This is a genomic window from Parvibaculum sp., assembly GCF_049672805.1.
Classification (GTDB): Bacteria; Pseudomonadota; Alphaproteobacteria; order Parvibaculales; family Parvibaculaceae; genus Parvibaculum.
Genome location: NZ_JBATWS010000432.1, coordinates 1 through 11,352, shown reverse-complemented (window position 1 = coordinate 11,352; position 11,352 = coordinate 1). Strand labels below are relative to the sequence as shown.

General features: G+C 61.3%; 15 protein-coding genes and 1 tRNA gene. 14 read left to right on the top strand and 2 right to left on the bottom strand.

Annotation, left to right across the window (positions count from 1 at the left end; genetic code table 11):
* Positions 1-155 precede the first annotated feature (155 nt).
* On the top strand, positions 156-962 hold the full coding sequence (locus WBF74_RS13500; RefSeq protein WP_424440782.1) for a TauD/TfdA dioxygenase family protein: 807 nt from the start codon (positions 156-158) through the stop codon (positions 960-962).
* On the opposite strand, the gene WBF74_RS13495 is transcribed toward WBF74_RS13500, so the two are convergent.
* The gene (locus WBF74_RS13495; protein WP_424440780.1) at positions 897-1,658 is read right to left on the bottom strand and encodes a TrmH family RNA methyltransferase; all 762 of its coding nucleotides are present in this window, start codon (positions 1,656-1,658) and stop codon (positions 897-899) included. The two genes, WBF74_RS13500 and WBF74_RS13495, sit on opposite strands and share 66 nt — an antisense overlap.
* A 114-nt stretch (positions 1,659-1,772) precedes the next feature.
* Between WBF74_RS13495 and WBF74_RS13490 the strand changes: the two genes are divergently transcribed.
* Together WBF74_RS13490 and WBF74_RS13485 are read left to right on the top strand one after the other, a co-directional pair.
* On the top strand, positions 1,773-2,462 hold the full coding sequence (locus WBF74_RS13490) for a lysoplasmalogenase (protein WP_424440778.1): 690 nt from the start codon (positions 1,773-1,775) through the stop codon (positions 2,460-2,462).
* Between the two features lie 51 nt (positions 2,463-2,513).
* Positions 2,514-2,678, top strand: a complete 165-nt coding sequence (locus WBF74_RS13485) for a peptide ABC transporter permease (RefSeq protein WP_424440776.1) — start codon at positions 2,514-2,516, stop codon at positions 2,676-2,678.
* A 61-nt stretch (positions 2,679-2,739) separates the two neighbouring features.
* On the opposite strand, the gene WBF74_RS13480 is transcribed toward WBF74_RS13485, so the two are convergent.
* Positions 2,740-2,814 (bottom strand) — tRNA-Thr (locus tag WBF74_RS13480).
* Between the two features lie 194 nt (positions 2,815-3,008).
* Between WBF74_RS13480 and WBF74_RS13475 the strand changes: the two genes are divergently transcribed.
* The 11 genes from WBF74_RS13475 to yacG all read left to right on the top strand — a co-directional run.
* The gene (locus tag WBF74_RS13475; protein ID WP_424440774.1) at positions 3,009-3,188 is read left to right on the top strand and encodes a hypothetical protein; all 180 of its coding nucleotides are present in this window, start codon (positions 3,009-3,011) and stop codon (positions 3,186-3,188) included.
* A gap of 151 nt (positions 3,189-3,339) precedes the next feature.
* Entirely contained in the window at positions 3,340-4,611 is a 1,272-nt protein-coding gene (gene murA, locus WBF74_RS13470) for a UDP-N-acetylglucosamine 1-carboxyvinyltransferase (protein WP_424440772.1), read from the top strand.
* Between the two features lie 25 nt (positions 4,612-4,636).
* Complete coding sequence (locus WBF74_RS13465; protein WP_424440770.1) at positions 4,637-5,086, top strand: DUF2948 family protein; 450 nt, start codon at positions 4,637-4,639, stop codon at positions 5,084-5,086.
* Positions 5,087-5,162: 76 nt separating this feature from the next.
* Entirely contained in the window at positions 5,163-6,458 is a 1,296-nt protein-coding gene (gene hisD / locus WBF74_RS13460; RefSeq protein ID WP_424440784.1) for a histidinol dehydrogenase, read from the top strand.
* A gap of 67 nt (positions 6,459-6,525) precedes the next feature.
* The gene (locus WBF74_RS13455; RefSeq protein WP_424440768.1) at positions 6,526-7,053 is read left to right on the top strand and encodes a UPF0262 family protein; all 528 of its coding nucleotides are present in this window, start codon (positions 6,526-6,528) and stop codon (positions 7,051-7,053) included.
* Positions 7,054-7,058: 5 nt separating this feature from the next.
* Positions 7,059-7,541, top strand: a complete 483-nt coding sequence (locus WBF74_RS13450) for a low molecular weight phosphatase family protein (RefSeq protein ID WP_424440766.1) — start codon at positions 7,059-7,061, stop codon at positions 7,539-7,541.
* 93 nt (positions 7,542-7,634) lie between these two features.
* Positions 7,635-8,360 (top strand): SIMPL domain-containing protein, encoded by a 726-nt coding sequence (locus WBF74_RS13445; protein ID WP_424440764.1) that lies wholly within the window; start codon positions 7,635-7,637, stop codon positions 8,358-8,360.
* 121 nt (positions 8,361-8,481) lie between these two features.
* A complete protein-coding gene (infA, locus tag WBF74_RS13440) occupies positions 8,482-8,700 on the top strand; it encodes a translation initiation factor IF-1 (protein ID WP_409671818.1) in 219 nt (72 codons plus the stop codon).
* 6 nt (positions 8,701-8,706) lie between these two features.
* Positions 8,707-9,315: a Maf family protein gene (locus WBF74_RS13435; RefSeq protein WP_424440761.1), complete on the top strand. Its 609-nt coding sequence runs from the start codon at positions 8,707-8,709 to the stop codon at positions 9,313-9,315.
* Between the two features lie 322 nt (positions 9,316-9,637).
* The gene (locus WBF74_RS13430) at positions 9,638-11,155 is read left to right on the top strand and encodes an Rne/Rng family ribonuclease (RefSeq protein ID WP_424440759.1); all 1,518 of its coding nucleotides are present in this window, start codon (positions 9,638-9,640) and stop codon (positions 11,153-11,155) included.
* An 8-nt stretch (positions 11,156-11,163) separates the two neighbouring features.
* On the top strand, positions 11,164-11,352 hold a 189-nt coding region (gene yacG, locus WBF74_RS13425; RefSeq protein ID WP_424440757.1), incomplete at its 3' end, for a DNA gyrase inhibitor YacG.

Here is an 11,352-nt window from a genome sequence, read left to right as displayed (position 1 = left end):
CTCCCAACCCTGCTGCAAACTGTGTCCCCTCACGGGCGTCGTCCGTGTTAACCAAGGATATTCGAATACTACAAATTAGGAATTTTTATTTGAAAATAGTGAAGTGATTATGCGCTCGACAAATATAGATAATTCACGAGCGCGGAAGAGTGGGGATGTCAATGACTTCGAAGCTGGTTTACCTTCGCCTCCTCAAGGGCGTGTTGGGGGCTGAAATCCTTGATCTGGATTTCTGTTCGAAAGAGGCGGTTCGGGACTGCCTTTTCCAGCATCTGGCACAGCATGGGTTGCTGATCTGCCGCGACAGTGACCTCGCCATCCGCTCGGCCGCTATTCTGGCGGGGCTTTTCGTGCCGGATACCGGGCTCTCGGATGCCCGGTCAGCAACCCGGCGAGAACTGCCTGCGGCGATGATCCTCTGCGCGGAACGTGTGCCACCGGAAGGGGGCGAAAGCATCTGGTCATCCCTTGATGCGGCCTATGCCAGCCTCTCCACCTCGATGCAGAATTACCTGGCACCGCTTACCGCCGCGCATGGCTTTGCGGGCGGCGAGGTGGTCTGGCGGCCCCTCATCACCCCGCATCCGCTGACGGGCTTTCCCTGCCTCGATTTCAGCCCGGAATTTACCCATCAGATTGGCGGTGTGCCGGAAGAAGAAGGACGATTGATCCTCAAGCTTCTCCGCAAACATCTCTACACGCCTGAAAACCAGATCCGCACGGCATGGACAGATGGCATGATCGCGATCTGGGATTGTCGCCTCGTGCATCATTATGCGGTGGGTGGCCTCAACACGCCGGGGTGGCGTCTTGCACGTTTCTCGGCGGCGCATCTTGCGCCCGCCCGCTTGTGCCGGGGCAGAAGCTCACAGGAAAGCGCGGCAATCAATCATGCCTCAGCCCCGCTGGCGCCGGAAATGGGCGTGAAGTGCGAGACTTGCCGCTACGGTTGCATTGAGTGATTCGACCGCGCCCGTCGTGCGGATCGCAAGTTTCTCCGCAGCAAGGCCGGGCGGCAGGCCGCGCCCTTCCTCACCCAGAACGAGGCGGAGACTGGCTGGCCAGTCATAGGTTTCGATATCCGCCCCCGTGCCATCAAGCGCCGCAAGCGGCCCCTTCGCGGCCCTGAGCGTGTCCCAGTTTCCGCCCTTGAGAAAGGTCAGGGCGAATTGCGCATTGGCACCGCCGCGCAGGGCCTTCGGGTGAAAGGGATGTGCGGCCCCTTCCATCAGCACGATGCGCGAAACGCCAAAGGCCGCAGCACTTCGCAGCACCGCGCCAAGATTGGACGGGTCGCCCAGCGCAAGCACCAGTTCAAAACCGTCGGGTGCTTTGGTGAAGTCTGCCTCCGCCATCACTGGCACTTGTCCGACAAGCAGCGGAAAGCCGGTGCCGTTTGTGTCCAGCATCTCGAAAAGCGGTTTCGCCAGCACGTAGCGTTCAATATGGGCGGGCAGGGAGAGGCGGTTGAGATCGCTATCGTTTCGCGCCAGTGCGGCGGTGAAACACGCGCCATGTGCGGTGAGCGCTTCCGGCACGGTTTTCCGCCCTGAAAGCAGAAAGGCTCCGTGCTTGCGGATGCCGCGCGCATCGGTGAGCGAGAGCCACAGCTTTGCCCGCGCATTTTGCAGGCTGTCGATGGCGGTGGTGCCGCTCATATTTGTTCCTTTGACGAATCCGGCACTTTCGGGATCATGGGTCCGCGATCATGGCGATGAAATGCGGATCGGGCAAACGCCCCGGCAAGCGGGCGATACAATGGGGGATGGACGATGTTCGAGGAACTCTTCGCGCTGGGCGACGGGCTGGACTGGTTGCGGATCACCCTGGCGGTGCTCTCGGTCGCAACCTCCGTCGGCTATCAGATCATCGAGCATCAGCCGCCTTCCGCGCTGCGCACCGGCCTTAAAACGGCGGCGATCGGTCTGTTCGTGCCGCTGCCGCTTCTGGCCCTCGGGCATGGGCCGGTCGGGCCGCTTCTCCTGCTTGCGGCAGCCTTCCTTCTTTCGAGCGCAGGCGACCTCTTCCTCGCCCTCAAGGGCAATCCGCGCAACTTCATGCGCGGCCTCGTCGCCTTTCTGGTGAGCCACCTCTTCTATATCGGCGTGATGGTGCCGCTTGCGAGCGGGGCTGATTCGCTGGTGGCGAAGGGTGTCTCGCTGGCGGTGGGCCTTGGCGGGCTCGCGCTTTACTGGTCGCTGGCGTCACGCCTCGGCGCGGCGCGGCTGCCGGTTGCGACCTATTTCGCGGTCATTCTCGTCATGGTGCTCTCTGCGCTCGCCATCCCTGAAGGCGCGCCGCTGCTCGGGCTCGGTGCCGTTCTCTTCATGTTTTCAGACAGCATCATCGCGCTCGACAAGTTCCGCGGGCCGTTCCCCTATCGCGGCTTCCTCGTCTGGCCGACCTATTATATCGGCCAGACCATGATGGCTCTCGCACTCCTCGTCCTGCTGACGAGATAGGCGCCGGAACATTTCCGCCCTGGCTTCCGTTCTTTCATGAAGGAGGCACAAATGGCGGAACATGAAGAGAATCGGGAGAACGCGACCTATCCCGCAGAAAAGGCGAGGCAGGGCGAGATCATCCTTAAAACCCGCCCGCGCCGCGTTATCTTTTTTGGGGGGCTGATCGGCTTCGTGCTGCTTGCAATCATCATCCGGGTGATTGCCTTTGCCTGACGCCAGACAAGCAAGAAGAAGGCACCGACAGCGCGAAAAGCATGGAAATCTAAGGAAAAACTGGTGCTGTGGGAGAGGATTGAACTCTCGACCTCTCCCTTACCAAGGGAGTGCTCTACCACTGAGCTACCACAGCATGCCAATGGGCGGGATATGCAGTTCGAAGCCCGCCCGAAGTCTCGCTTCGAATGGTAAATCAACCATGGGCGCTGAAGCGCCGGGGCAAGCCTTTTCGAAGCGCGCGGAAGGTGCCACAGCGCCCCCCCTCGCGCAAGGTGCTCTAAGGCACTATCTTGCGTTCCGAACGCAAATCCCTATCCGAGTGAATTCATGAAAAAATCAGGCCCCCGCTTCGACTCCCGTACCCCCGGCGGCAAGGGAGTGGACCGCGCCGCACAAACGCAGGAGGCAAAGGCCCGTCAGGCACGCCTCGCCGAAGCTCTGCGCGACAATCTGAAAAAGCGTAAAGACCAGAGCCGCGCCCGCAAGGGGGCAGACAAGGCTGGCTGAGTCCGTAGCCCGGAGGCGCGAAATGGCCGGATTTACGTCCCCGAAGAGCCTCAATCCTCGGCGAAAAGAGGGGGCAATACCCGGTCAATACCGTGACTCATGCCCCCTCAGCCCCTATAACCGCCGCCTGAAGCCTGATCGGACGTAAATCATGGACAGAATCCACATTCGCGGCGGCCGCCGCCTGAACGGCCGGGTGCCGGTGAGTGGCGCGAAAAACGCCGCTCTGCCGCTGATGACGGCTGCGCTCCTGTCGGATGAGCCTTTGGTGCTCTCCAACATGCCGCGCCTCGCCGATGTTCGCACGCTGTCGCGTCTGCTGGACGTGCTGGGCGCGGATATTTCGGTCGAGAGCGGGGCCGGGGGCGATGTGATGACGCTCCACGCGAAGGACATCCGCTCAACCACGGCACCCTATGAAATCGTCTCGCAGATTCGCGCGAGCTTCTGGGTCCTTGGCCCTCTTGTTGCGCGCTGCCGCGAGGCAAAGGTGTCGCTTCCGGGCGGTTGCGCCATCGGCGCGCGGCCTGTCGATCTCTATATCAAGGGCCTCCAGAAAATGGGTGCCGAGATCGACCTCGTGGAAGGCTATGTGCTCGCCTCCGCACCGAACGGACTAAAAGGCGCTGTCATCCGCTCACCTGTCGTGTCGGTCGGCGCGACGCATACCCTGATGATGGCAGCGACGCTGGCCGATGGTGTGACGGTGCTTGAAAATGCCGCGCGCGAGCCTGAAATCGGTGATGTCGCATCCTGCCTCGTCGCGATGGGGGCGAAGATCGAGGGGATCGGCACTTCTACGCTCCGCATCGAAGGTGTGGAAAAGCTGCATGGCGCGGCGCATCGCGTCATTGCCGATCGCATCGAGGCGGGCACCTATGCGATTGCCGCTGCCATGACAGGCGGCGAGATTGTGCTGGAAGGCGCTTCCGCCGACACATTCGAGGCCGCGCTCACGGCGCTGCGCGCAGCAGGTGCGGAAGTCGAGAGCGAGCAGGGCGCAGTACGCATTGCGCGCAATGGCGAGCGGCTTCAGGCAACGAATGTCGTGACGCAGGTTTTTCCGGGCTTCCCGACCGATCTTCAGGCGCAATTCATGGCGCTGATGACGACGGCGGAAGGCGAATCGGAAATCACCGAAACGATCTTCGAAAACCGTTTCATGCATGTGCAGGAGCTTGCCCGCTTCGGCGCGGATATCTCGCTGTTCGGCGACAAGGCGCTGGTTCGCGGTGTGGAAAAGCTGAAGGGCGCCCCTGTCATGGCAAGTGACCTGCGTGCGTCTGCTGCCCTCATCATTGCCGGGCTTGCCGCCGAGGGCGAAACCATCGTCAATCGTGTCTATCATCTCGACCGCGGCTTTGAGCGCATTGAGGAGAAGCTCGGTGCCTGTGGCGCCGAAATCTGGCGCGAAAAGGCCTGAAGCCAGAAGAGGGCCGAAGAAGAACATGTCTGTCGAACCAAAAGATTTGCGCCTGGCTGCAGAGGACGACGCCGATCTCCAGGTGATTTCTGCCGCGCTTCAGGACGCGGTGTGCCAGGTGCGTGATCTTGCCTTTCTGCCATCAACACGGCGCTTTGCCTGTGTCGTGAACCGGTTTCGCTGGGAAGGAGAAGGGGCGGCCCGCCGCAACACCTATCATCGTGTGCGCACCGGCCTTCACTTCGAGAATGTGCTCTCCGTCCGCGCGCGCAACATTGCGCAAGACAGGCCTGAGGGTGTGCTGAACCTGCTCGCCATCCGCTTCGACGAGCTGAACCCGCCCTCCGGCCTCGTCACGATGGTCTTTTCCGGCGGTGCGGAATTGCGCCTTGAGGTGGAGGCGCTGGAGGCCCATTTGTCTGATCTCGGTATCGTCTGGGAAACCCCCAACAAGCCCGAACACGATCTGGACTGAGTGAAGGCGGGATTTTCGGACAAACCCGCACTCCGCACCGACCAAACGAGTTAGCGCTGACAAGATAGTGAACGTGATGCCCATTCGCCTGAACATGAAAGACGCGAATTTCGAAGAAGGCTTTGCAGCGCTGCTTGCGGGCAAGCGCGAAGCCTCCGTCGATGTGAATGACACGGTCGCGAAGATCATCGCGGATGTGCGCGCGCGGGGGGATGAGGCGCTGGTGGACTACACGCGCCGCTTTGACCGGCTGCCGGAACTCACAGTTGCAACGCTTGCCATTCCTCAGGCTGATCTTGATGCCGCCGCCGCGACCTGCGATCCGAAAACGCTGGATGCGCTGAAAGTCGCTGCCGCCCGTATCGAAGCCTATCACATTCGCCAACGCCCCGAGGACGCCCGCTTCACGGATGGGCAGGGTGTCGAACTCGGCCACCGCTGGACGCCGGTTGGCGCAGTCGGCCTTTATGTGCCGGGCGGGACGGCGAATTATCCAAGCTCCGTTCTGATGAATGCGATCCCGGCAAAGGTTGCGGGTGTCGGGCGCATTGTCATGGTTGTTCCGACGCCGGATGGCGTGGTGAACCAGCTGGTGCTAGCAGCCGCGCGGCTTGCAGGCGTTGATGAAGTTTACCGTGTCGGCGGGGCGCAGGCTGTGGCCGCGCTCGCCTACGGGACGGAAACTATCGCGCCGGTGGACAAGATCGTCGGCCCCGGCAATGCCTATGTCGCAGCCGCCAAGCGGCAGGTTTTCGGTCAGGTCGGCATCGACATGATTGCCGGTCCTTCGGAAATCCTTGTTGTCGCGGACGGGAAGAACGACCCGGACTGGATTGCCGCCGACCTGCTCTCGCAGGCCGAACATGATGAAAGCTCGCAATCGATCCTGATTACCGATGATGCGGCTTTTGCCGCGCGCGTCGAAGAAGCGGTGACATGCCAGCTCAAAACGCTGCCGCGCGAAAGCACGGCGGCAAAGAGCTGGGCGGAGTTCGGCGCGATCATTCTGGTGGAAAATCTGGAAGACGCCCCCGCCCTGGTTGACCGTCTTGCGCCGGAACATCTGGAGCTTGCGGTCGATAATGCCGATGCGCTGTTTGAGAAGATTTCAAACGCGGGCGCCATCTTCCTCGGTCGCTATACGCCGGAAGCCATTGGCGACTATGTGGCAGGTTCGAATCACGTGCTGCCCACGGCGCGGTCGGCACGATTCTCCTCCGGCCTCAATGTGCTCGACTTCATGAAGCGCAGTTCCATTGTCCGCTGCGACGCGGCGGCCCTTCGGGCAATCGGCCCGGCGGCACTGGCGCTGGCCGAGGCCGAAGGGCTCCATGCGCATGGCCGGTCCATCTCCATCCGCCTCAATATGTGAGCGCAGCACACGCAGTGCTGACTTCATCCCCTCGCTTATCCCTGTGAAATCGGCTTAAACTCCCGTCATGTCCGATCATTCCGCAGATGATGAGATTACTTCAGGCGAGGCCGCGCGGCGTGACAGCGCGCGCTTCCGCGTTGTCGATCTCATTCTTGATGAGCGTTCCGTCGTGCGCCGCAGCCCGGATGTCGAGCATGAGCGCAAGGTCGCCATTTTCGACCTGCTGGAAGAAAACAACTTCGCACCCGTAGGCAGCGAGGGCGGGCCTTATATCCTTCACCTGTCCATCGAAGAAAATCGTCTCGTTTTCGACATCCGCCTCGAAAATGGCGAGCCGCATGGCAAGGTGCTGCTCTCGCTCACGCCCTTCCGCAAGATCATCAAGGACTATTTCCTGATCTGCGAAAGCTATTATGACGCGATCAAGACGGCGGCGCCCTCGCAGATCGAGGCAATCGATATGGGCAGGCGAGGCCTCCATAATGAGGGCTCGCAGACCCTGAAGGATCGCCTGACCGGCAAGATCGACATGGATTTTGACACGGCCCGGCGCCTTTTCACGCTGATCTGCGTTCTGCATATCAAGGGGTGAGCGCGGTGGCACGCACAGGCGCCAATGTGGAGCACAAACAGGTGTTGCCCGGCTCGGTCCTCTTTGCCTGCAACCTCAATTCCGTGCGCTCCAGCATGGCGGAATCGATTCTGAAGAAGCTTTATGGCGACCGCATCTATGTGGATTCCGCCGGTGTCGCCCCTGCCGAGGAACCTGACCCCTTCACGGCAGAAGTGCTGCGCGAGGAAGGCTTTGTACCGTCCACGAGCGGGCCGAAGAGCTTTGACGATCTCGAGGAAACCAATTTCGACCTCATTGTCGCGCTGACGCCGGAAGCCCGTGCCCGCGCGGAGGAAATGACCCGGTCTTCCGCCACCGATGTGGAGTTTTGGGAGGTAGGTGATCCCCTGGCCGCCCCGACCGGCGGCAACAGGGAGCGCCGCCTTGCAGCCTATCGCGAATTGCGGGACCGTCTCCGGGCTTGTATCGAGCGGCGCTTCGGGCAGGCGGGCGTTGCGGCCGGCTGATCCTCCGTTTGCGGAGGAGATGGCTCATTCATCCATCAAACTGCCGCAATCTGCATGGTATAAACGGGGAAACATCAGCCAGGGGAAACTCCCATGAAATCCATCTTTACACTCACCGCCGCGCTGATTCTCGGCCTCGGCATCGCGCTTGGCGGCTATCTGGGCGGTCAGGGTCTTGTGAAGTCGCGCCTCGGCGACCGCACTATTTCGGTAAAAGGGCTTTCCGAACGGGAAGTGAAGGCCGATCTCGCGCTTTGGGCGCTGCGCTTTGTCGTGACGGGCAATGATCTCGCCGAAACGCAGGCAGAGGTGAAGCGCAATGCGGAAGTGGTTGGCGCTTTCCTGAAGAAGCACGGCTTCTCGGAAGACGAAATCGAGTTGCAGGCCCCGCAGGTGACCGACCGCCTCGCCCAGATGTATTCGAGCGGCCAGTTCGACACGCGCTTCATCATCGCCCAGCAGATCGTACTGCGGACCACGGATGTGGACAGGGTGGCGGAAGCCAACCGCGATACCAGCGCGCTGGTGGAGCAGGGTGTCGTCCTCTCGAACGAATATGGCCCGGTGCGTCCTTCCTACCTCTTCACCCGCATCGCGGATGTGAAGCCTGAAATGCTGGAAGAGGCGACGATGCGCGCCCGTGAGGCGGCGGAAACCTTCGCGGCTGATTCCGGGGCGCGGCTTGGCGGCATCCGCCGCGCATGGCAGGGCCAGTTTTCCATCCAGGCGCGCGATGACACGCCGGGCGTTCAGGAAAACGAGCAAATCATGAAGACGGTCAGGGTTGTCTCCACAATTGACTATCTGATTGTCGACTGAGACGAAAAAATAAGAAAAATCAATCATTTGAGCCCGGTCGGCACGTCTTTTGGCTGACCGGGCTCTTGATTTTCGGGCGCTTTCTGACCATTCTTCGCGCAAATTTTCCGAAGGAAAGTGAATGGCCAAAGAAGAAATGCTCGAATTTCCGGGCGTGGTGACGGAACTGCTGCCCAACGCCACATTCCGCGTGAAGCTCGAGAATGACCACGAAATCATTGCCCACACTGCCGGCAAGATGCGCAAGAACCGCATCCGTGTGCTCGCGGGTGACAAGGTGCTTGTCGAAATGACGCCCTATGACCTGACAAAGGGCCGGATCACCTACCGGTTCAAGTGACGCGTCGTGCCGGCCAAAGGCGCGATACCCCGCCTCATTCTTGCCAGCGCCTCGCCGCGCAGGCTCTCGCTTCTTCGTCAGATCGGTGTGGAACCGGACGCGGTCATCGCGGCCGATATTGATGAGACGCCGCTGAAGGGCGAATTGCCTCATCTCCATGCGCGCCGCCTTGCGCGCGAGAAGGCGGAGGCGGTTGCCGCTGCCAATCCCGATGCGATGGTGCTCGGGGCAGACACGGTTGTCGCTTGCGGGCGGCGCATTCTCCCCAAAACCGAAACTGCAGAGGAAGCACGCCGCTGCCTGACGCTTCTTTCAGGCCGTGCGCACCGTGTCTATACGGCTGTGAGCCTCATTACTCCATCGCGCGCAAACCACCGCCTCTCGGAAACGCGCGTCGCCTTCAAGCGACTGTCGGCGGAGGAAATCGCGGCCTATCTCGACAGCGGCGAATGGCAGGGCAAGGCAGGCGGCTACGCCATTCAGGGCCATGCCGCGCTTTTCGTCCGCCGCCTCATCGGCTCCCATTCTGCCGTTGTGGGCTTACCTCTCTTCGAGACGGGACAACTGCTCGCAGGTGCGGGCTATCCCCTCGGGGCGAGGGAAGGGCGCGGATAAGCGCAGCCCCGGCGCAAGTCACGTCCTGCCCGATCGGGTCAAGCGCTTCAAAAGCCTTCAGCACCGGGCCGCGCTGGCTCGCACCAAGTTCATTGGCGCTCGTGAAATGAGAGTGTGCCGACGTAAAGGCCGCCTGACCGGAATGCCTGTTCAAACCGGTTATGCCCGCCGTCAAGTGTCTGAAATCGGCGCCTTCTCCGTCTGGCTTCGCCGCTCACAACAGTGTTAGGATCGCTTTTCAAGAAAATGGCCCGAAGCGATCAAGGGTGGAAATGGGGTATCCGTCAACGCGGGGGTGTGGCGGATAAGAGCCAGGGGTTTCATGTCTGAAGAAGTCTTGATCAATGTCGGCCCCGGCGAAACGCGTGTCGCTATCGTCGAGGACGGTCGGCCCGTGGAATTGTTTCTTGAACGGACCATGGAAGACGACATCAAGCAGAAGACCGGCCGCGCCGGACATTCTCTGATCGGCAACATCTTTCTTGGTCGCGTGCAGCGTGTGCTGCCGGGTATGCAGGCCGCTTTCGTGGAAGTGGGGCTGGAGCGCGCGGGCTTTCTCGGCGCGCGCGAGGCGCGCTGCCTTTGCGAGCTGACTGGACTTGATGAGGGCGTGCTGCCGCCGATCAGCGCCTGTGTGCATGAAGGACAGGCCATTCTCGTTCAGGCGGTGAAAGACCCGATCGGCGACAAGGGCGCGCGGCTTTCGGCAAATGTCACTATTCCCGGTCGCCTTCTCGTGCTGGTGCCAAACCAGTCCGGTGTCGCGCTGTCACGCCGCATCGAAGATGAGAATGAGCGTGCACGCCTCACCGCACTTGTCGAGCAGATGGTCGAACGCTTCAATCCGATGGGCGTGACGGGGGAGCCTGCAGGCTTCATCGTGCGCACGGCGGCCATTGGTGCCACAGCCGAAGACATCGCCGCTGATGCGCGCCAGCTCGCCGAAGAATGGCGCAAGGTGCGCGAGGCGGAAAAGCGTTCCACGCCACCAAGCGTTGTCTTCCATGATCTCGATCCGGTGTCGAAAACGCTCCGGGACTGCGTGAGCGCGCAGACCACGCGCGTATTGATCGATGATGCGGATGCGTTTGGTGAGGCGCAGCGTTATTGCCGCCGCGCCATGCCGGAAATGCTGGACCGCATCCAGCTTTTCAACGGGCCAGGCGATCTCTTCTCACTTTATGACATTGACGGTGAGATTGAAGCAGCGCTTGAGCCGCGCGCCGAGCTTCCTTCCGGTGGCTGGATCACCATCGAAACGACAGAGGCGCTGACCGCCATCGATGTGAACTCCGGGCGCTACACCGCCGCAACAGGGCTTGAAGAAACCAGCGCCAAGATCAATCTCGAAGCGGTGGAAGAGATTGTCTATCAGCTTCGCTTGCGCGGAACCGGCGGCCTCATCGTTATCGACTTCATTCACATGAACGATCCGGTGAACATCCAGAAAGTGCTGGATGCACTGAATGAAGGTTTCGCAAAGGACCGCGTGCCGACACAGATCTCAGGCATGTCGGAATTCGGGCTTGTCGAGATGACGCGAAAGCGTGTGCGCGAACCGCTCGACAAATTGCTGACGGAGCCAACCCACATGCACGGTCCGCCGCGGCGAAAGACCTGCGCCACGGTGGCCAATGAGCTTCTGCGCAAGATCGTGCGGGAATCGCGGGCCGCACCCGGCTCGCCTCTCGTGGCCCGTGCTGCCGCCGAGGTTGTGGACTGGCTCGAGCGCGGCAACCCCTATCTGGTGGAGCGCATGCGCCGCCGCGTTACGGCGCCGGTGAGCCTTGTCGGCGATGCAGCATTTCCCCGGGAGCGGATTGATGTGGGCGCTGCATAGCAAGAGTGATGCGAGGCGAGATGACAGATGACGATGCCAAGGTCGTAACGCTCCGTGCGCCCCGCCCTTGTCCGATCTGCGGAGAGCGCTCGCAGCAGAAGTTCCACCCCTTCTGCTCCAGACATTGCGCCCATGTGGATCTCAATCGCTGGCTGAAGGGCAGCTATGCGATCCCGGCCGTTGAGCCGCCGGATGAC

Coding starts and splice junctions, on each gene's coding strand:
- WBF74_RS13500 (WP_424440782.1), top strand. CDS start 156: ATGTCAATGACTTCGAAGCTGGTTTACCTTCGCCTCCTCAAGGGCGTG.
- WBF74_RS13495 (WP_424440780.1), bottom strand. CDS start 1,658: ATGAGCGGCACCACCGCCATCGACAGCCTGCAAAATGCGCGGGCAAAG.
- WBF74_RS13490 (WP_424440778.1), top strand. CDS start 1,773: ATGTTCGAGGAACTCTTCGCGCTGGGCGACGGGCTGGACTGGTTGCGG.
- WBF74_RS13485 (WP_424440776.1), top strand. CDS start 2,514: ATGGCGGAACATGAAGAGAATCGGGAGAACGCGACCTATCCCGCAGAA.
- WBF74_RS13475 (WP_424440774.1), top strand. CDS start 3,009: ATGAAAAAATCAGGCCCCCGCTTCGACTCCCGTACCCCCGGCGGCAAG.
- murA (WP_424440772.1), top strand. CDS start 3,340: ATGGACAGAATCCACATTCGCGGCGGCCGCCGCCTGAACGGCCGGGTG.
- WBF74_RS13465 (WP_424440770.1), top strand. CDS start 4,637: ATGTCTGTCGAACCAAAAGATTTGCGCCTGGCTGCAGAGGACGACGCC.
- hisD (WP_424440784.1), top strand. CDS start 5,163: ATGCCCATTCGCCTGAACATGAAAGACGCGAATTTCGAAGAAGGCTTT.
- WBF74_RS13455 (WP_424440768.1), top strand. CDS start 6,526: ATGTCCGATCATTCCGCAGATGATGAGATTACTTCAGGCGAGGCCGCG.
- WBF74_RS13445 (WP_424440764.1), top strand. CDS start 7,635: ATGAAATCCATCTTTACACTCACCGCCGCGCTGATTCTCGGCCTCGGC.
- infA (WP_409671818.1), top strand. CDS start 8,482: ATGGCCAAAGAAGAAATGCTCGAATTTCCGGGCGTGGTGACGGAACTG.
- WBF74_RS13430 (WP_424440759.1), top strand. CDS start 9,638: ATGTCTGAAGAAGTCTTGATCAATGTCGGCCCCGGCGAAACGCGTGTC.